The sequence below is a fragment of the Glycomyces sp. L485 genome, from assembly GCF_022548875.1.
In the GTDB taxonomy this organism is placed as follows: Bacteria; Actinomycetota; Actinomycetes; order Mycobacteriales; family Micromonosporaceae; genus Glycomyces.
Genome location: NZ_JAKZEW010000003.1, coordinates 218904 through 236817, shown reverse-complemented (window position 1 = coordinate 236817; position 17914 = coordinate 218904). Strand labels below are relative to the sequence as shown.

The following is a 17914-nucleotide window of genomic DNA, read 5'->3' as shown; positions in this document are numbered from 1 at the left end:
AGGCTGCTACTCAAGCCACAAGAGCCGCTGAAGAATCCAGGCCGGTGCGGGCAATGCCGCTCGGTCATGACGTGTGAGTGCATGAGCGCCTTTGCGAACTCTTTGACCCCCTATACCGAGGACTGGTACCTCGACTCCGACGACGCGACCCGCAAACAAGTTGATCGGCTGCTGGAGCCGGGTGTGTGTCACGCCTGCCGTGGGTTGGACCGTCCGGTGTTGCCGCGGCGGCCGTACCGTTATGAGTCCAAGCTGCGCCGCTACTACTGGCGAGAGCTGTGGATCGAATCGCAGCTGCGGTTCGTTGCCTGGCTGCGCGAGTACGCCGGGGCGGTCCCTGACTGGATCGACCCGGCCACGTATGCGCGGCTCCGGTACGAGGAGCATGGCGAGAAGTACAAGCGCATCGAATCCGAAGTGCTCGATGAGCTTAACCGCTTGCACCAGACCACCCCCTACTACCGGTTCGACACCGCTTCAGCGTCCGAACGGCTCGACCACTCCGGAGTCCAAACGTGGAAGATCGAGGTCCGCTATCACGCCCAAGTCGAAGGGCGGGTCCAAGTCTCGGCGCTCGGCGGCGACTGCACCGCGGCTGCCAACGTTGAAGACTTCACGGCAGACTTGCTGCGTACGGACGGTTGGCAGGTGGCACAGACTGAAAGCCGCCCATTCCATGCCCTCTGGGGCACGATGATGTACCTATGGGTGGCGGACCCGGCCGATCCGGCGCAGCAGATAGTAATGTTCGGCCGCGGGCCGGACCAGGGCAACAGTCGTGACGAGCCCGTCCAGTCGTGGCAACCGGCCGATGTGGGGTCGGCCGATCACTTCCGGCGGCGCCTGGCTGCGTTCGAGAACCATCTCCGGCTGCTGCAGGGCGACACGGCTGATCTGCTGTGGTCCTTCGACTACTGGGCTGACCTCGCCACTCCACTGCGGCAGTACCTGTGGGCCAACACTTCCGCCGACATCATCAAGGCGCGCCAACTCATCGAGATTCTTGGCGCTGAGGCCGTACGGGCGGTGTTGCGGTTCCTGGCCGAAGACTACTGGGGCCGCTACCTGGGTTGGCCTGACCTGCTGGCTTGGCGGCGCAATCCGAGCGGGCAGGGCAATGAGTACCGGCTGATCGAGGTGAAGTCGAGCAAGGACCGGCTCAGCGACGATCAGCTGGACTGGATCGCTGCCAACGAGGCGCATCTCGGGTTCCCGATCCAGATCGCCAAGTTGCACCGCATCGAGTCATGCCGCACCTGTCAGCAGGCGTGATCGGCCCACCCAAGCGCAGACCATAAGCGCCGCAACCAGGTACGACGGGAACGCTGAGGGTCCCGCTGCCGCTCTTAGTCTTCGAAGGGTAGTTCGACATCCTCGAAGTCTTCTTCCTGCAACCCGCGCTGCGCAGCCTTCTTTGATTCCTTGGCCCAGTTCGGGTCGTACACCCATTCCGCCCGGCGTAGTTCGTCTGATTTTCCGGGCTTCCAGAACTCAACGGGAGCCTTACGCATTCGCTTCTCAACGAGCGCCGCAAAGTCCACCATGAAGACCACGGTATCGACGCCGCGCCACGTACCAGTATTGGGCCTAGTTGTCACGATGCGATGAACGAACCGGAGATCCTCTAGCTCCACAATCTCTTTGCCCCAGGGAGTGTCCAAATGATCTCGGCGCACCAGGAAGAAGAACGTGTCGCGGTCGCGAACGAATCTTACAAGATCGTCAAACCGCTTCTCCAGGGCTGGAGCTTCCCGGCCGGCATCGTTGCGTAGGTCGGTCTGTTTCCTCTGGAGTCTGATGCCAGCCGCGGCCTGAACATGCTCTGCACTAATCGTGAACGAATCCGCATTCTTGTCACTGCGTTTCGCTGCCTCCCAGCCGGTGTCCGCCGCAGCGATAAGTAGGTCGAAGTAGTCGCGGGCAACCGCACCACCCGCAACCAGGACCGCCCGCTCACGGGCGGTATCAGTCAGGACGTCTCGAATCCTGAACCCTGCGGGACCAAGCACACCGTTTGCGACTTCTTCGAGGAAGGTCTTCGCCGTAGCGAAGTCAGCAAGGCCAACGTCGAGCGAAAGGTGCTGAAGGTCGTGTGGCGGCTGCATCCCGAGAGGTGGGTCACCGTCGATAAATGATTGAGTTCGAGAGTGCACACTTCCAATTTTCAGCCAAACATTGCTCCTTTTTGAAATGCCATGAAGGTGGTCGAGGACCAAGGGCTGAGTTTCCTTTGCGATGAAATAGAAGTCGTCAAGCACGACGAGGAGAGACTTGCGGCCGTCGAGCTTGGCAGCATCTTCCAGAGCACGGGAAATTGCTGGAGCGAGGTCTCTCAAGAAGTCCTCCTTCCGCCGTGTCCGGGTGGAGGTTTGCGAGGATCTCGTACGCTTCGACCTGGTGGCACCTGCGGTTGCGCTCAGCTTTGCGAATTGTCTAGCGACGCCGCCGTACAGCGTGACGCCAAGATCACGAGTTCGCGTGGCGTCGCTCTCAGTGCTGGTGGTGACCTCGGGGCCCGCGTCGCGCAGCGAAGCAAGCACAACGAGGAGCTGCTTCACCTTCTTGCGCAACAGGCGCTGCGGCTTCTTCCACCCTTTAGGTTGGATTGCTTCCAACACGTCCATGATGATCTCAATAAGGACGTCGGGATACTCACGCGACTTGTGCTGTTCGACGTCCACAAAGATGACCTTCGCCCCGGCCTGCTCGGCTCGGCGCTGGAGAACAGCAAGCGTTGTGGATTTGCCGACACCGCGACGCCCAGTGACGAGGTGGTTTACCGTCGACTCCAGCGTGGCGACCATTCCAGGGCGAAGTTCAATAAAACGGTCACTCAGTGCATCATTGGCATAATTCGTCGTTCGCAAGGCAGTAGACAACGCCGCTTTGAACGAATGAAGATTATCTCTGGTCAGCAGGGGGTTTCCTCCGGTCGGTTACTCCGGAAAACGACGTTACAATCCGTAACATCGGTGATCGACTCCCGTCAGTGTATATTCAGATACTCCTTGGCGGGACAGAGCTACGAGCTTGGGCCACGAAGGACCATACTCTCAGGCCGCACAAACGGTCTCGGCCCTTCTACATGTACGGGCTGATGTTTTTTGCTGCCCTGACCGCCAGGTTGAGTTGCTCGACGAGCTGAGGAAGGTTGTCCAGGGTTTCGGTGGAAGTCCGGAGCGAGGCGATCGTGCCTTCGTCAATCGCGCCGAGAATCTTGCTGGCCTCATAGAGCATGCTGACGGTGCCCTCGTTGAGACCGGGGTGTTGGCGCTTGAACCCTTCGAGCTCGCCGAGGATGTTTCGCAGCATCGCGGCGGCTTCCACGTCGTATTGCTCCAGGTGGTCGAGCGCGCTCCCGATCTTGTCCAAGGCGGGGACCATATGCCGGTCGATGATGAGCTGGAGCAGGTCCTCGTCCAACCCACGCAGCTCGCGCAGTGGACCTGCGCCGCCCGCTTCGCGCTGGCGTTTCCAGGCCCTGAGCAGGTCGACGGGATAGGCGGCGGGGTTGAGCTTGTCGATTTCCTTGTGGTGCTTGCCGCACAGCAGGATGAGGTTGTCGAAGGCGTCGGGGTCGATGCTCGGATCGTGTCGGGGTCCGTTCGGCTTCTTCGCGCAGATGTGGGCGGTCTCCAGGTCGAAGACGGGCCTGCCGTTGACCATCTCGATGACCGCTCGTTCGCAGTCGGGCCAATAGCAGGTGCCTTGGCACCATGCGATGAGGGCTTCGACGACGCCACGCTTGTAGTTGCGGAAGGACATGGGGTTCTTTTCTCCTTTCACCGGATCGATCCATCTTGCCCCTCAGGTATGACAATTTCGTGCGTGAGCATGGCCGTGGCGCTGGGCTATACGGAGGGACCCGCGAGGCTGTGAACGGTTGTGAACGGGCACAGCCGGTCACAAGCGGTCACATGGGGGTCGTGTTGTGATCGCCTGTGGTCCAGAGGCGTTGTCCTCGGCGGGCTTTCTGGGCTCCGACCTCGTCGCCTGCGGTGGTGCGGGTGTCGATGAGGGCGGTCCAGGCGTCGGGGCGGGTGCGGTCGATGGCGGTGGCGGTGGCGCGTTCGAGGACGGCGGTGGCGGCGTCAAGGTCGTCGGCGTCGCGGTGGAGGGCGGCGAGGTGGAGGCAGGTGGTGTAGGCGGCGGCGCGGAGTTCGGTTCGCGGCTGTTCCAACCAGTCGTCGTCGAGGCCGGTGGCGAAGTCGCCGCCGTAGCAGGCCAGGGCTCGGGTGAGGTGGTCGCGGCGTTCGGCGTCGGTGGTGCTGGTGGCGGCGAGGTGTCGTTGGCGGCGGAAGTCGGCGAGGTCTGAGGTGATGTCGGGGTGGAGCCGGTAGCGGTCGGTCTGGTCGTCGTGGAGGATGGCGCGGATGTCGAGTCCGGTGGTGTCGCGGACGTCGCGGCGGGTGTCTGAAGCGATGGTGCCGAGGTGGCCGCGTGCTTTGTCGACGTGGGAGTCGCCGACGACGGTTTCAAGGAGGTCGTCGCGGGTGAGGCCGTCGGGTGCGGCTGCGAGTGCGGCGAGGAGGGCCAGGCTGCGGCGGCGGCGCCATTGGACCGGACGGCCCTGCCAAGTGAGGGCGGGTGCTCCGAGGAGGATGAGTCGGGGTTTCGCGTCGGTGGTGGGGGTGTCCTCGATCGGGGCAGGCTCGCTCTCTTCGGCTTCTGGCTGTTCTTGTGGCCCGTCGTCTTCGTCGCCGGGTTCGGGATCTGGGATGGGGGCTGGCGCGGGTTCGATTGTCACCTTCATGGCCTCGTTCAGCGTGCTGGGGTCGGCGATGTAGCAGCGTTCGAGGCGATCCAGGCCCGCCTCCGGCGGGTGGTAGGCGGTCACGGTGCCGTCGGCGGCGATGGTGAGCTGCGCGGGTTTCCAGTCGCCGAGGACCAGTGCTCCGATCAGATCGTGTTCGAGGATTTCAGTGAGTCGCTGTTCCCGGTCGTGAGGGTCCTCTGCGATGAGCAGGAGCGGCGGCAGATCGATGCGGCCGGCGGAGAGGTCGAAGACCGGGTCTTCGATCCGTTCCTCTGCGGCATCGAGTGCGGCGTCAATGTCGGCGACCACGGTCAAGTGTGCTGGCGTGTGGGCGGGATCGAGGCCGATGTACTCCGCGGTGCTGGCGGTGACCACTACTGGGACTTCGGAAGTGGCTGCGGTGATGATCGCGGCGCGGGCCACCGCGTGCGCGCCGGGGCCGTCCAGTCCGAGCCCGTCGTGTGCCCAGTCGAGCAGGGATGCTTCGGGTGCGTCGCGGCGGTCCTTGTTGACTGCCAGCGGTAGGACGGGGTCGGGCGGGGCTTCGTCGTCTTCGAGGAGGGCATCGAGGTCGGCGAGGCGGCCGGTGAGGGTGCGGCCCTCGTCGGCTGGCGGACCGGCCTGGGCTCGTCTGCGGCGCAGGAAGACGAGCAGGCTGAAACCGGTCCCGAGGGCGAGGAATGTACCGGCCGTCAGCCACAGTCCTGTCGGGAGTGTCCCGGTGCCGGTGTGCTCCGCAGCGGTCGATGCCGTGTCGGCTGCGTTGGTTTGCTGCGCTGCTGCTTCCGATTCGGAGTCGGGTTCGGGAGTCTCGGTCGGTCCGGTGGTCGAAGGGGCGGGTACGACGCCGTCCTCCTCGGGTAGCGGACTGGTGGAGTCGGCTGAGGGGCTCGGGGAGGCTTCGGTCTCGTCACCGCTCGGTCCGGTGCTCGGGCTCGCGGGGTCGCCTGTCTCAGGCTCGCTCTCGGGGGCCTCAGATTCGGGGTCCTCGGTCTGTGGTGGTGTCGTCGGTTCAGATTCTTCCTCGGTGTCCGTTTCGACTATGGGGATGGTCAGTTCCCATCCGGGATAGATCAGGTCTTCGTCTTCGAGCGCGCGGCCGTCGTCTTGGGTGACGCCTTCGTTGGCCTCGAAGATCTCGGGGTATCGGCGCGGGTCGTCGAGGTAGTCGTCATCGGCCGCGATGTCCCAGAGCGTGTCGCCTCGTTCGACGACGTGGACGACCTGCTCGGCATCGTTCTGTTGCGCATGGATGCCGCTGCGCTCGTCGGCCTCGGTGTGCTCGGCGGCCGGGTCGATCGGTGCGGCGACCGTGATCGACTCGGCTTCGGCACCGGCGGGAACGGCTGCCGCCGCAGGACCGGCGGAGACGACGGCGGCAACGAGGACTGCCGCGACCCAGCGCAGCGGGCCGCGACCGACCGGCGTGGCCGACGCGGTGCCCCACCTGGCATGACGGACCTGACGCCAGAGTTCGACGGCGAAGGCCCGGAGCAGCGCGACCCACAACACCCACCCGAGCAGCACCACGGCATTCAGTACGAGTCGATCCGATGGCGGACGTGCAGCCGTCGCCCAGAATTCCTCCAGGGAGGGAACGTGGTCGGGAAGCGGCCAGCCTGCCGCCGTGAGGAGCAGCGGTGGTCCGATGATCAGGACTGCGATAGCCATAAGCGCGGCGGCGGCCTTGAGGGTCCTCATAACGGTGCCTCCAGGAGGGTGCCTGATGAGGGTTCGGAGGTCTGGGTGGCGGTGACCGTCCACGTTCCCTGGTCGATGACGTCGAGCATGACGGGGTCCCAGGAGGTCTCGACCGTGACGGTGATCGATCCGGTTGTGGCCTCGGCGGTTCCGGCGTAGCCGGCATCGGTCAGGTAGTCGAGTGCGGCGGCTTCGGCTGCCCCCGGATCGAGGAGGGTTTCCCCGGTGGACCGCCAGTGGGCGAGGTCGATGGCTGCCGCGCCGGTGCGCGCGGCCTCAGCGGCGACATTGCGGGCGTCGGCTTTGGTCGCGATGCCGAGGCCGACGTCGAAGACGAGCGCGGCGACGGCGAAGAGTGCGAGGACGAGTCCGACGATGTAGACGGTCGCTCCGCCCTCATCCGCCCAGACTTGCTCGTCTCTCGTCCTGGTGGTCATAGGTCGGCCCGCCAGGTGTCGATATGCGCGGTACCGGTGGCGGTGAGGGTCTGGGTGGTGCCCTCGAAGCCGGGAACGCCCAGGATCGGCACGTCGCAGGTGAGAGTGACGGTCACGGTGTCGCCCGGGGCGAAGTCCTCCAGGTCCACGTCGACGTCCAAAGAGGTGCAATCGGGCAGGCTGGCCTCTGCCGTATTCTGCGCGGCGGCGACCGCTTCACTCGCGCCGCGTTGCAGGCTCGCGTCCCGGGCGGCGTGGTAGGCGGCTTGCGTCACGTCGATGTCGACGCCGACGAGCTTGGTGACGACGACGGTGAACAGCAGCAGGAAGATCGGGAAGGGCATGATCAGGACTGTCTCCACCGCGCTGGAGCCCTCGTCGTGCCAGGGCCGTTCCCGGTTGCGGTTCATGGTGCTTCGTCTTCCAGTCGCTCTTCGACGGGCGCGTCCTGCGTGACTTCGACGGGGAGGCCGAGACCGGGGATGAGGGCCGGAGCGGTCCCGGTAAGCGTGACCGTGGCGTTCTGGCCGTCGCGCTCTGCGGTGACGCCCAGGTTGTCCAAGCCGCCACCGAGGTCGGCCACGGCTTCGGCCGCCGCTTCGGCTGCGGTGGCCGCGGTGCCGTCGCTAGCGCGAAGTTCGGTCACCGCTTCACCGGCGGCGGCGTGTGCGGTGTAGGTCGCGATGCCCCATATCCCGGCTTGGACCACGATGAGCAGCATGAGCATCAGCGCGGGCACGGCGATGACGAACTCGACCGTCGCCGACCCGTCGTCAGCGCTGAGTGAGTCCGCATCGAGGCCGTTCATTCGAGGTACCCGGCGCCCGATTCGGCGCGGCTGGTCAGCGCCACGATGATGATGGTCGTGATGATGCCGATGGTCGCCGCTGACATGAGGGCGATGATGATGACCTTCTCGTCGATCTCTCCGGCGTCCTCGGTCGCCCGGAGCTGCCGCCACCGATCGGCGACGAAACTCAACAGGTGTGCGATCACGGTGGTGAGGATTGGGGACATGGCGTGCTCCAGGTGGGGATCTCATAGTCCGGTCAGGACCGCTGACAGCGACGGGTAGAGGACGAACGCGAGGAACCCGGCCCCCAGCAGCACCAGGGGCAGGCTCATCTTCTCGGTGGCGCTGGCGGCATCGGCTTCGATTTCGGCGACGCGGGCGATGCGCATGGTCTCGGTCCGGGCCGCGAGGGAGTCGCGTACTCGTGCGCCTTCGTCACCGGCGAGGCCGACGGTGGCGGCCAACTGCTCGAACTCGGCGACGCCGATCCGCCGACCGAACTCGGCGAGCGCATCCCAGGGCCGCTCGCCCAGCAGCCGGGCGCGTTCGAGCACGGCGGCGATGGCCCGCCATTTCGGTGCGGTTCCAGCGCGGGCGGTCTCGTGGACGGCCGAGGAGAGCCCGGCACCGCCGGAGAGTGCGATGACCACGAGGTCGAGATAGGAGGCGAGGACGTGGCGGTATTCGACCCGTGCGGCGTCGGCGGCACGGTGGACGGCCAGTTCTCCGGCGAGGTAGGCGATAGCCGCGCAGAAGAGCCCGAACCAGACCGGCAGCAGCCAGGAGATACCGAGCCCGCCGAGCGCGGCCAATCCGGTCAGCAGCGCCGGGGCGAATGCGCACGCCGTGACGGTGATGCCTTGGCGGCGCAGGTGGTCGCTGGTGCTGCGGCCCAGGCAGTCGAGATCGCGGCGGGTTCGCTTGGAGGGCAGGCCGAGGTGTGCGGCCAGGCCGGTGGCCTCGTCGGTGTCTTCTCCGGCGAGGCGGGCCAGGGCGCGGCCGAGTGGGGGCCTTCGCCTGCGCAGTCCGGCCAGGCACGCCCACAGTCCTGCGCCGAAGAGCGCGCCGAGCGCGATCGCCGCTGCGGGGTTCATATTGTGCCTCCGGCATCGAGCAGGCGCACGGTCCTGGCGGGTGAGCCGAGCCGGGCCAGCCACCACAGGGCGAGTGCGAACAGGCTGGCAACGGCCGCGAGCACCAGTTGTCCGGTGACGGTCGCATAGGGGGCGAGGAATTCGCGATTGAGGACGATCAAGCCCGCCGGGAAGATGAGCGCGACGGCGGCGATGATGCGGCTGGCGGTGCGCACCCGGGCGCGTGAGGCCTGGACCCGCATTCGGACCGCAGCGCCGTCGCGAGCGGTGCGGGCCAAGCGGGAGAGTAGGTCGGCGAGGTTGCCCGACTGGTAGGCGGCGGCGGACAGGGCCATGACCGCCATGTCGGCCGTCTCGTCGTCCACGGCCGTGGCGAAGTCCGCCAGAGCTTCCGGAAGAGGGCGGCCGGCGTGCAGGTCGGCGGCGAGGGCTTGGACCTGATCGCGGATCTGCGGTGGGGCATGATCTGCGGTCGCGGTGATGGTCTGTTCCAGACCGGCTGCGGCGGCGAGGACATCGCGGAGGCTTTCGATCCACGCGGCGATGGCGTCGATCTGGTCGATTTCGGCCCGGCCGGTGCGGTCGGAGCCGAAGAGTTTCGGTGCGGCCCAGGCCAGCCCGGCGGCCCCGAGCGCGGCGACCGGCCAGCCGGTGATGAATCCGACCACTGCCGCAGCAAGGGCGGCAGCGCTCAAGCGACGCCATCGCGCGCGCAACCACACGGCCACCGAGCCACGGGACGAGCGCTCCGTGACCGGTCGTGAACGAAGACCCGCCACAAGCAGCACCGCTCCGAGGCCGAACAGGCCGCCGAGGGCGATGGCGGTGATAAGGGTGTTCATCGGACCACCACCCGCTCGGGCCGCCACCCGGCCTGGACCAGCCGCCGCTGGAGTGACTCCGAAGGCGGTGAGCCCACCTGCACCACACCACCCGGCCTGGTGCGGAACAGTTCGTTGCTGGTCACCGTCGAGCCGTGTGCTTCACACAGCTCCCGGACCGACACCACGCGGCGGACCCGATCGGCATCACTCGCAAGATGAACGACGAGATGGACCGCCTCGGCGATGAGCCGGGCCACGGCCGTTTCCGTCAGCTGCGGCGCGGCTTCGAGGGCGTAGAGCATGAGTTTGGAGACCGCGCCCTCTGATGAGGAGGCGTGGATAGTGGACAGTGAGCCGTCGTTGCCCTGAGTCATCGCGTGGAGCATCACGATCGTCTCGGTCCCGCGGACCTCGCCGACGAAGACCCGGCTCGGGTTCATCCGCAGCCCGGCCCGAAACAGCTCCCCGAGACCGACCTCCCCGGCGCCTTCGAGATTCGCCGACCGGGCCTGGAGTGCCACGACGTTGGCGTGGACGTCGGCGTCGGCATCGAGCGCAAGCTCGTAGCTGTCCTCGATGGTGACCAGGCGCTCGGCCGGGTCGAGCAGCGAGGCGAGGGCACGCAGCAGCGTGGTCTTGCCGACGCCGGTCTCTCCGGAGACGATGATGTTGCACCTGGCAGCGATCGCCGCTCGCAGCAGGCGTGTCACCGGGGCGGTGAGGACGTCGAGCTGTTCGAGTTCGGCGAGGTCAGCCTTGAGGTGTCGGTGTCTGCGGATTGAGACTACTGGCCGTCTGGAAACGGCCATGACCGCGTTCAGGCGCGATCCGTCCGGCAGCTGAAGGTCCAAAATGGGGGCCGATCGGTCCCAGCGGCGTTCCTGGGCTGCCACGCCGCCACCGGCGGCGATCGAGCGAACCATCTCGATCAGCTCGCGATCCGAGGAGGCGACCGGCGGGGCAGGCAAGTCGACACCGCCCTTGCGGATCCAGACGTTGTCGCAGCCGTTGCACCAGATGTCTTCGACCGCTTCGTCATCGAGCAGCCGAGCCAGCCCGCCGGTCCCGGCGAGATTCGCCGCGACCTCGCGGCCTAGCCGGGCCCGCAGTGCTTGATCGAGAGGCGCGTCGCCTTCCATGAGGCGCGCCCCATTGTGGTCGCGCAGGACCGTCTCCACCGCCATCGCCGCCACCGCGTTCTGGTCGGTGGGCAGTCCGTACTCGTTGGTGCGCTCACGCAGCCACTCCCGGGCCGCCTCCGTCAACGTCTGAATCAGGGCCGCTTCATCAGTCGCCATCGGCCACCCCCGGCGGATGCGCCTCGACGGCGAGCGCGGCCCTCGGCACCGACCGCAGACGTTCAGCCACAGTGGAGGAAAGCCGGGACCATTCCTTCGCGGCGTGGCGACGGGCGAACCCGCGCAACGCGCCGTAGACCGCCCCGGGGGCGGGCATCGCACCGAGCACTTCGACTCGCTCGAACTCGGCGAGTGCGGCGGCGACCTCGCTGGGCAAATACTCACCGCCCGCGCACACCACCAGTACCGGTCCTGCCCGGCGGGCCGACAACGCCGCCAAATGGCTGCGCAGATGCGCCACCGCCGACACCGAACCCTCCACCAGCAGCACCGTCACCTCGGCGTACTCGACCAGATTCCACACGGGCGATTCGGGCCAGAGCCTGCCGACATCCGCGAGAGCCACACCCACCGCCGGATTGAGGGCCTTCGAGGCCGGCGGGCTCACGACCGGCAGGGCGGCAGCGACCTGGCGACCGCCCGGCGGCGCACACACCACTCCTACTCGGCGCCCCGCCACTTGTAGGTGCTGTACGCCGTAGACCAGGGGCTCCTCTCCAACGCCGCCAGCGTCCGCCGCAGCGGCGACTTCTACGAGACCGGGACGGATTGCGACACTCCACCGCGCCGCCACGTCACCGCCAGTCGGGTCGACCTCCACCACACCGGCGGTCTGCCCTTCCGGCCACCACGCTGCCAACGCCAAACTCGCAGCCGTCACCCCGACGGAGCCTGAAACTCCCGCTACCGCAACGAGACTCATCAGTTGCTCCCATTCGAACCGAGGGCCACCATCACCGCCCCGTCGAGGCTCGCCAGCGCCAGACTGGCCGCGTCCTCCTCGGCGAACTCGACCCCGAACAGCGCATCCTCACCTGTGGCCGTCACGCTCAGCACCACGGCCTCGAAACTCCACACCGCCGACCCCGACGCTGCCGCCGCGTCCTCGGATTCGCCGCTGCCGCTGAGCGGCACGTAGACCGCGACCCTCCAGCCCGGCTGCGCGTCCATGGGGAACTGGCCCGCGGCCAGCAGCAGCGTGGTCACGGCTCGACCCGATTCAGGCCAGGCCGAGCCCGACAGCATTCCCTCGGTCAGCGGCGTCCCGGCCACCACCGGCACCGCCAGCGCACTCCCGATCGCCGCCGATGCCGCATCGGCCTCGATCAAGCCGAGCCGGTCATCGACGACCATAAGCACCTCGGCGGTATCAGCCAGCTGCAGCACCTCACCGGCCGTAATGTCCCTGGCGGCCACCAGCACCGGCACCCGCTCCTCACCGTTCAGCACCACCAGCGCGAATCCAACGGCAGAAACCACCATCGCCAAGGCACCGACGAGCGCCAGCGGCCACGACCGCCGCCGCGGCAGCCGAGTCCCGCTCGTCTCGTACTCCACTTCGGCCGGAGCGGACTCGGAGGTCATCATCTGGCTCATCGCACGATCACCGACCGTGCCTCAGCCACTTCCCACACCGCTTGCGAAGCCGTCGCGAGGTCGGCGAAGCTCCCGCCGGTCCCGATAGTGGACGTCCAGGTCACCGTCCAGTACACCGTCGCCGTCACCTCGATCTCGGATGCTGAGCGCGTGTAGGTGTGGCCGCAGTCAGGCGATTCGGCCTCCGGGTCCATCCCCGGGCGCCAGATCGTCCCCGGCTCCTCACAGATGACCACGGTGCCGTCCCCGAGGCCCCACTCCACGCGCGACGGCGCGGCCGTCGCCGTGACCGTCACCGCCCCAGCGGCCACCGATGCCGACACGGGAGCCCACGACGACTCCGACAGGGCCAGCCACGTCGGCAGATGCACCAACTGACGCTCGGCAGGCGATGCCGCCAGCTCCGGCCCCGGCAACACCAACCGATCCCGAGCCTGCTCCGCCAGGTCCGCTATCGGCGCGACCTGCGGGTCCGGAAGGCACTCTTCTGGAGGCGCCTGTCCGGGCTGGGCGGTGCAATCAACGTCCGTGCCCTCGCCTGATCCTGGGCCTGAGCTTTCGTCCTCATCGCTGCCACTTCCATCGGAAGCGCCTTCGTCATCTTCGCCGTCGTCTCCAGCAATGATGTCGCAAAATGGGTCTTGAGGTTCACAGTCCACTTCGCCGAGATCCGCCGAAGCGGCTCCTGGGAGTACAACAAGCAGCAGCAGGATCGCCCCGATTGAGGCTCCGAGTGAGCGTGCAGACCTCAGCATGTGCCGACCTCCTCGGTGTGGATTGCCCGCACGTACCAGCGGTCGTCATCGAGCAGAACGACCGCCTTGGCGTACCTCCGGCCATAGGTCGCGTCCGAGACGGGGGTGCCGGATTCGATATCGACGATCACGGCCGTTGAGGTATCAACGCAGCTCTCGATCACGATCTGGGTGGGTTGGTCTTCAGGGGTTCGTTCCACGACAGTCGTGTCCGACAAGGTGATCACGCCGTCCGCGCGAGTGCCCTCGTCAACCTGCTCCTGGATCATGGCGATGGCTCCGTCAAGCGCCTGTTCGCTCGCGACGTCTGGAAGAACGGCATACTCAGGGTCCGGGATGGCCGCGGCTTCAGAAATGGCCTGCCAGTAGGCCTCAAATACCGCCACCGCGGCTTCGTCAGGGGTCAACTCGACTTCCGCCGCTGAGGACGACTCTGTTTGCCACGGCAGGCTTTCGGTCGGCTCATCGACGGGATCACCCGATTCGCTGCAGCCTGCGACAACTGAAGCTGCAAGTGCGAACCCCAGCGGGAGAACGAGACGACGGTCCATAGGCAGAACCTCCTATAGGGGATCAAGGAGGGACCTGTCAACCACCGTGTCGCAACACTGAGTAGCGCGTCAAGAGCTCGCTATCAAAAATCTGACAGAGATCGTGAATTCTAGGTTACATAGAGTCACATAAGGCACTGGCGTCTAGACAAGTCTCAGCAGCCACGGCGTCAATTCTCTTCAATCGAACCTCGCCAAGGCCCGACTACCGCAGGTAGAGCCCCTTCGGTCGTTCATCCCACGCCGAACCTCCGCAAGCCCTGCATAGACGCCAAGCTCGTCGGCTCCAACGCAGACACACAATGCGGAATACGAGAGGTTCGAAGGCCTTGCCCGTGCCATCGCACGTCCGGCAGGCCAAGCGTGGCCAGCGCCACCGTGAATACGCGATCAGGCCGAGCCACGCCCCGAGAGCGAGCGATACATAGATTGAAATACGGCCGGTCGGACTTGAGATTGCAATCGCGCCAAGGGTAGTGACGACCGCCAGGAGGACGACAATGATGCCAGCGATAAGGATTCGTTTGCTCAGCTTCATGATTCAGGGATCTTGGTTCGGAGGATTCGGAGATGGCCCGGCCTTGTGGAGTTGCCGGGCCACCTCCGGTCATCACCGGGAGGGGTCAGAATTCGCTCACACCATGAACTTCGTCAGCACCGTTTTGACTGCATCGGTCACGGGCACGGCCTTGGTGACTGTGGCCCACTGGAATTCATCGTGTTCGGTGAGGACGACCGGCTCAGTGGCAGTGGTCTTGACGGCGAAGTTGAACTGGCGGCTGGGCTTACCACTGCCGCTCATGTAGTCGAAGTGGCCGAGGTAGTCAGTGATCTCGTCCAGGTCGAGCCCTGTCTCTTCCTTGGTTTCCCGAGAGAGAGCCGCATCGAGGCTCTCGCCCGGTTCGACCTTGCCACTGGGGAGTTCGAAGATGCCGCCCATGAAGTCCTCGGCAGGCCGCTTGAGCAGAAGGACGCGGTCCTCATCCGCGACTACGGCTCCAACGACGAGCTGAACGATCCCGTCACGCTCGGCTTGCTCGGTGAGTTGATTGATCAACTGGTCATCCACGCTTTGCTCCTGTTTCGATCAGATCGGTGTGGTGGGCGCTCACTTTCCGGAACGCCTCGGCGTAGTTGTCGGCGGTCCTGAAGTCGTCCTCCTGGTGCCAGACAGGGAGCTTGATGATGCTCCCGTGGAACGCCTCGGCGCGGGGGAACTGCCCAGGAGCATAGGCGAAGCGGCTCGCCAGGCCGGGGAACAGTGCTCCCGGCTCCTGGAAGAGCGGCAAGAGATTCAGCGGACAGGTCGATCCCGGCCGATCGGCTTCGATCGCTCCTTCGGCCTGAACCGCCTCGAAGTACCGGTCGATGGGGAGGCCGTCAAGCTCGGCAGGCTCGTACTTGAGGATCATGCCGTACCAGGAGGAGCGATCTCCTTCGATCGGTTCGACCACGGAGATTCCGGGGACGCGGTTTAGGAACTGGATCATTCGGCCGGCGACCCGCTCACGTCCGTCCAGGTAGCTGCCGAGCCGGGCCAGCTGTTCGAGGCCGATGGCGGCTGCGACAGGGTGGATGCGGTGTTTGAGCCCCATGCCGGTGACAGCATACCGGTGGAGCGTGTCGGTCTCCGGGATCTCGCTTCGACAGCGCTTGTTGTACTGCCCGTGCAGAAGTGCTCCGTAGTAGATCTCAGGGTCGTCGGTGAGCAGGAACCCGCCTTCACCGGCCGAGAGAGGCTTGGGACCGTTCATGCTGAAGGCGGCTGCGTCCCCGAAGGCGCCGACCTTACGGCTGGAACCGATGGCCCCGTGTGCGTGGGAACCATCCTCGAACAGGCGGAGTCGGTGCAGGTCAGCGATGCGACGCAGCTCGGACGTGTCCGCCGGGGTCCCCCACATGTGAGTGACGACGATGGCCCTGGTGCGGTGCGTGATCCGGGCGACCACATCGGCGGGATCGAGGTTGCCTCGCTCGTCGCATTCGGCGAGTATCGGAATCGCGCCAAGGTGCAGCAGTGGGGTGACTGTGGCGAAGAAGGTGTACGCCGGGACGATGACCTCCATGCCGGGCCTGATCCCGGCTGAAGCGTACATCGAGTACAGCGCCGCCGTTCCCGAACTGGTCAGCAGCGCGTACTGGACGCCGAAGTAGTCGGCGAGAGCATCCTCGAGGTGGGCGATGATTCCGGATCGGTCGTAGATCGACACGGCTCGACCAAGCTGATCGGTGACGGCCTTGTGTGTGGAATCGGAGACCGGCGGCCACGTGAAGTGCGGTTCGGGTTTGCGCACGGCGGGCGTCCCGCCGAGCAGGGCGAGCGGCGAGTTCACAGAAGCTCCTTCGGTTTTACTGCGGTTCGGGTGCGCGCCGATTCGTAACAGGCGGTGATGAATGCCAGGTGCGGGAGATGGTCGGAGGGCGCGCTGAGGTTCGGACGGGTGCCCGCGACGACGCGGGCGAAGTGCTCGATCTGTGCAGTGGCGGCAGCGGGCCAGGACTGCTCGCGGGCGAGGGATTCGATGACTTCGCCGTGGTTGTCCAAGCGGCGGAGTCGGCCGCGTTCGAGCGCGACGATGCCTTTGGAGCCGACGAGGCGGATCTGCTCGCTCTTGGGGCCGATGAACCGCGACAGCAGCGCTGAACCGTAGAGACCCGTCTCATATCCGAAATGGATCAGGGCCGTGTCCTCTGCATCGTAGGACCGGTCGGGTCTGGCGGAAGCCGAGGTGTCGGCCAGGATCCGATCAGGGAGGCCGAAGTACCACAGGATCATGTCGACCAAGTGGTAGCCCATATCGATCACGCAGCCGCCGCCCGCCTGGGCGATGCTGCCTCGCCATCCCTCGGAGGGGTCGTCGATGTGCAGCGTGTACTGGGCGTCGACCACGATCGGAGTGCCGATCTGGTCGGCCAGCTGGGTAAAGCTCGTGTAGATCGGGTTGAACCGCCGCTGGAGGGTCACCATCAGTTGGATTCCCGCCCGGTCGCAGATGGCGGCGAGTTCGCGGGCCTCGTCGATGCCTACGGCGAAAGGCTTTTCCTTGAGCACGTGCACACCGTGTTCCGCCGCGGCTTCGACGATCGCGCGCCCGACATGGTGGGGAACGCAGACGACCACCAGGTCGAGGCGCTCGCTGGCGAACATCTCGCGGTAGTCGACGTATCCCTTGACGTGGAGCTGGTAACTGAGCTCGTGAACGAGTTCCGAGTTTTCATCGCACAAGGCGACGAGTTCGACGGCGTCGGAGGCCGCCAGTCCCGGAAGATGGTCTTCTCGGGCCTGGGCGCCGAGCCCGACAACGGCGGCTTTGAGAATCATGTCGTACTCCTGTTGCGAGGAGAAGGAGTGATGTTGGGTCCGTTGCGCGCGATTGCGGGAGGAGGCGGGTCGCCGCGCCCCACCGCGCGGCGACCCTGAGGGGGATCAGCAGGTTCACGAACTGGCTTGGCTTCGTAGACCAAGTCGCCGAGGTCTGCGTTGAATTCGATGCCGAGGGTCGGATTGAGCGCTTCCGCGTTTGCCACGGCCCGGTACAGGGCAGCGGACTTGAGCACGAGGATGCTCGTGGCCCAAGAGTTGGCATCGAGCCATTCGGGGACCGGCGCGAGGCTCGGAGTCCTGTAGTCGTCCCAAGTGACGGGGCCGATGTCCACTGGTTTGACGTTGCGGTCGCTGCGCGTCGGTCGGCACTGCAACCACAGTCGGTGCTCTCCGGCGAGGATCACCTCGACTCGCAGTCCTGATTCCGTGAAGGCCCCTAGCAGGGTTCCGGCGCCCAGACGGGCTTTTCGAACCCCATCGCCATCTTCCTTCGGCGCGGCTGCCTCGTCAGTTCCGAACCTCCGTGGCCGCAGTTTCATGAGCCCTCGCCGCCCGCAAGCGCTCTATCGGCAACGATCTCCCCGCGGTGGCGCCATTGCTCTGCCGCTGCGGCGAGGGTCCGCTCGACACGGTTGTTCGCCGAGAACCATTCCTTCCAGTCGCGGTCCTCGCGGAGCTGCGGCTTCATCGAGTCGAGGTTTTCGACGACTCCGCCTCGGCCACTGTCTGAAACGAGTGTCAGGCGGTCTACGCCGCTGCGGTAGTACCAGATGAAAGTGATCGGACGTCCATCGATGTCGACGACTTCCAACGGCAAGGCGTCCGCGACCAGGTCCGCCGCATCAAGCGGTCGAAGGTCACCGGCGTGCCCGCCCGGTATTGTTTCGTGTGTCACCGGTTCGCCTTTCGGTCGTGCTGGTGGAGGCGGGCCGCCGAACGTGTG

General features: G+C 66.0%; 21 protein-coding genes. 2 read left to right on the top strand and 19 right to left on the bottom strand.

Going from position 1 to position 17914, the window contains the following annotated elements; genetic code table 11:
• On the top strand, positions 1 to 1272 hold a 1272-nt coding region (locus L0U85_RS03555), incomplete at its 5' end, for a VRR-NUC domain-containing protein (protein ID WP_241376361.1).
• Positions 1273 to 1346: 74 nt separating this feature from the next.
• Here L0U85_RS03555 and L0U85_RS03550 read toward each other — a convergent pair.
• The 11 genes from L0U85_RS03550 to L0U85_RS03500 all read right to left on the bottom strand — a co-directional run bounded on the left by L0U85_RS03550 (position 1347) and on the right by L0U85_RS03500 (position 11351).
• Positions 1347 to 2804, bottom strand: a complete 1458-nt coding sequence (locus tag L0U85_RS03550; protein WP_241376360.1) for an ATP-binding protein — start codon at positions 2802 to 2804, stop codon at positions 1347 to 1349.
• 277 nt (positions 2805 to 3081) lie between these two features.
• Entirely contained in the window at positions 3082 to 3765 is a 684-nt protein-coding gene (locus tag L0U85_RS03545; RefSeq protein WP_241376359.1) for a hypothetical protein, read from the bottom strand.
• 148 nt (positions 3766 to 3913) lie between these two features.
• Positions 3914 to 6457 (bottom strand): LysM peptidoglycan-binding domain-containing protein, encoded by a 2544-nt coding sequence (locus tag L0U85_RS03540; RefSeq protein WP_241376358.1) that lies wholly within the window; start codon positions 6455 to 6457, stop codon positions 3914 to 3916.
• Entirely contained in the window at positions 6454 to 6894 is a 441-nt protein-coding gene (locus tag L0U85_RS03535; RefSeq protein ID WP_241376357.1) for a hypothetical protein, read from the bottom strand. The genes L0U85_RS03540 and L0U85_RS03535 overlap by 4 nt, the downstream gene beginning before the upstream one ends.
• Entirely contained in the window at positions 6891 to 7304 is a 414-nt protein-coding gene (locus L0U85_RS03530) for a TadE/TadG family type IV pilus assembly protein (RefSeq protein WP_241376356.1), read from the bottom strand. Before L0U85_RS03530 ends, L0U85_RS03535 begins: the two co-directional genes overlap by 4 nt.
• Positions 7301 to 7702 carry a TadE family protein gene (locus L0U85_RS03525; protein WP_241376355.1) on the bottom strand — a complete coding sequence of 134 codons (402 nt, stop codon included), beginning with the start codon at positions 7700 to 7702 and terminating at the stop codon, positions 7301 to 7303. Before L0U85_RS03525 ends, L0U85_RS03530 begins: the two co-directional genes overlap by 4 nt.
• On the bottom strand, positions 7699 to 7911 hold the full coding sequence (locus L0U85_RS03520; RefSeq protein WP_241376353.1) for a hypothetical protein: 213 nt from the start codon (positions 7909 to 7911) through the stop codon (positions 7699 to 7701). Before L0U85_RS03520 ends, L0U85_RS03525 begins: the two co-directional genes overlap by 4 nt.
• Positions 7912 to 7932: 21 nt before the next feature.
• The gene (locus L0U85_RS03515) at positions 7933 to 8781 is read right to left on the bottom strand and encodes a type II secretion system F family protein (RefSeq protein ID WP_241376351.1); all 849 of its coding nucleotides are present in this window, start codon (positions 8779 to 8781) and stop codon (positions 7933 to 7935) included.
• The gene (locus L0U85_RS03510) at positions 8778 to 9623 is read right to left on the bottom strand and encodes a type II secretion system F family protein (protein WP_241376350.1); all 846 of its coding nucleotides are present in this window, start codon (positions 9621 to 9623) and stop codon (positions 8778 to 8780) included. Before L0U85_RS03510 ends, L0U85_RS03515 begins: the two co-directional genes overlap by 4 nt.
• Positions 9620 to 10903, bottom strand: coding sequence for an ATPase, T2SS/T4P/T4SS family (locus L0U85_RS03505; protein WP_241376349.1), 1284 nt, complete (start codon positions 10901 to 10903; stop codon positions 9620 to 9622). Before L0U85_RS03505 ends, L0U85_RS03510 begins: the two co-directional genes overlap by 4 nt.
• Positions 10893 to 11351, bottom strand: coding sequence for a hypothetical protein (locus L0U85_RS03500; protein ID WP_241376348.1), 459 nt, complete (start codon positions 11349 to 11351; stop codon positions 10893 to 10895). The genes L0U85_RS03505 and L0U85_RS03500 overlap by 11 nt, the downstream gene beginning before the upstream one ends.
• A 78-nt stretch (positions 11352 to 11429) precedes the next feature.
• On the opposite strand from L0U85_RS03500, the gene L0U85_RS03495 reads away from it, so the two are divergent.
• Positions 11430 to 11639, top strand: a complete 210-nt coding sequence (locus L0U85_RS03495; protein ID WP_241376347.1) for a hypothetical protein — start codon at positions 11430 to 11432, stop codon at positions 11637 to 11639.
• A 26-nt stretch (positions 11640 to 11665) separates the two neighbouring features.
• Here the strand turns inward: L0U85_RS03495 and L0U85_RS03490 are convergent, their stop codons facing one another.
• From L0U85_RS03490 to L0U85_RS03455, 8 genes are all read right to left on the bottom strand, one after another.
• On the bottom strand, positions 11666 to 12340 hold the full coding sequence (locus tag L0U85_RS03490) for an SAF domain-containing protein (RefSeq protein ID WP_241376346.1): 675 nt from the start codon (positions 12338 to 12340) through the stop codon (positions 11666 to 11668).
• Positions 12337 to 12711: a hypothetical protein gene (locus tag L0U85_RS03485; protein WP_241376345.1), complete on the bottom strand. Its 375-nt coding sequence runs from the start codon at positions 12709 to 12711 to the stop codon at positions 12337 to 12339. Before L0U85_RS03485 ends, L0U85_RS03490 begins: the two co-directional genes overlap by 4 nt.
• A gap of 377 nt (positions 12712 to 13088) precedes the next feature.
• The gene (locus L0U85_RS03480; RefSeq protein WP_241376344.1) at positions 13089 to 13646 is read right to left on the bottom strand and encodes a hypothetical protein; all 558 of its coding nucleotides are present in this window, start codon (positions 13644 to 13646) and stop codon (positions 13089 to 13091) included.
• A gap of 634 nt (positions 13647 to 14280) precedes the next feature.
• Positions 14281 to 14715 (bottom strand): NUDIX hydrolase, encoded by a 435-nt coding sequence (locus tag L0U85_RS03475; RefSeq protein WP_241376343.1) that lies wholly within the window; start codon positions 14713 to 14715, stop codon positions 14281 to 14283.
• The gene (locus L0U85_RS03470) at positions 14708 to 15979 is read right to left on the bottom strand and encodes an aminotransferase class I/II-fold pyridoxal phosphate-dependent enzyme (protein WP_241376342.1); all 1272 of its coding nucleotides are present in this window, start codon (positions 15977 to 15979) and stop codon (positions 14708 to 14710) included. Before L0U85_RS03470 ends, L0U85_RS03475 begins: the two co-directional genes overlap by 8 nt.
• On the bottom strand, positions 15976 to 16968 hold the full coding sequence (locus L0U85_RS03465) for a Gfo/Idh/MocA family oxidoreductase (protein ID WP_241376340.1): 993 nt from the start codon (positions 16966 to 16968) through the stop codon (positions 15976 to 15978). Before L0U85_RS03465 ends, L0U85_RS03470 begins: the two co-directional genes overlap by 4 nt.
• Positions 16965 to 17375, bottom strand: coding sequence for a hypothetical protein (locus L0U85_RS03460; RefSeq protein WP_241376338.1), 411 nt, complete (start codon positions 17373 to 17375; stop codon positions 16965 to 16967). Before L0U85_RS03460 ends, L0U85_RS03465 begins: the two co-directional genes overlap by 4 nt.
• A gap of 131 nt (positions 17376 to 17506) precedes the next feature.
• The gene (locus L0U85_RS03455; RefSeq protein WP_241376336.1) at positions 17507 to 17866 is read right to left on the bottom strand and encodes a hypothetical protein; all 360 of its coding nucleotides are present in this window, start codon (positions 17864 to 17866) and stop codon (positions 17507 to 17509) included.
• Positions 17867 to 17914 lie beyond the last annotated feature (48 nt).

Excerpts from the sequence above, each read along its gene's own strand:
- L0U85_RS03550 (WP_241376360.1), bottom strand. The coding sequence starts at position 2,804 with ATGGTCGCCACGCTGGAGTCGACGGTAAACCACCTCGTCACTGGGCGT.
- L0U85_RS03545 (WP_241376359.1), bottom strand. The coding sequence starts at position 3,765 with ATGTCCTTCCGCAACTACAAGCGTGGCGTCGTCGAAGCCCTCATCGCA.
- L0U85_RS03540 (WP_241376358.1), bottom strand. The coding sequence starts at position 6,457 with ATGAGGACCCTCAAGGCCGCCGCCGCGCTTATGGCTATCGCAGTCCTG.
- L0U85_RS03535 (WP_241376357.1), bottom strand. The coding sequence starts at position 6,894 with ATGACCACCAGGACGAGAGACGAGCAAGTCTGGGCGGATGAGGGCGGA.
- L0U85_RS03530 (WP_241376356.1), bottom strand. The coding sequence starts at position 7,304 with ATGAACCGCAACCGGGAACGGCCCTGGCACGACGAGGGCTCCAGCGCG.
- L0U85_RS03525 (WP_241376355.1), bottom strand. The coding sequence starts at position 7,702 with ATGAACGGCCTCGATGCGGACTCACTCAGCGCTGACGACGGGTCGGCG.
- L0U85_RS03520 (WP_241376353.1), bottom strand. The coding sequence starts at position 7,911 with ATGTCCCCAATCCTCACCACCGTGATCGCACACCTGTTGAGTTTCGTC.
- L0U85_RS03515 (WP_241376351.1), bottom strand. The coding sequence starts at position 8,781 with ATGAACCCCGCAGCGGCGATCGCGCTCGGCGCGCTCTTCGGCGCAGGA.
- L0U85_RS03510 (WP_241376350.1), bottom strand. The coding sequence starts at position 9,623 with ATGAACACCCTTATCACCGCCATCGCCCTCGGCGGCCTGTTCGGCCTC.
- L0U85_RS03505 (WP_241376349.1), bottom strand. The coding sequence starts at position 10,903 with ATGGCGACTGATGAAGCGGCCCTGATTCAGACGTTGACGGAGGCGGCC.
- L0U85_RS03490 (WP_241376346.1), bottom strand. The coding sequence starts at position 12,340 with ATGAGCCAGATGATGACCTCCGAGTCCGCTCCGGCCGAAGTGGAGTAC.
- L0U85_RS03480 (WP_241376344.1), bottom strand. The coding sequence starts at position 13,646 with ATGGACCGTCGTCTCGTTCTCCCGCTGGGGTTCGCACTTGCAGCTTCA.
- L0U85_RS03465 (WP_241376340.1), bottom strand. The coding sequence starts at position 16,968 with ATGATTCTCAAAGCCGCCGTTGTCGGGCTCGGCGCCCAGGCCCGAGAA.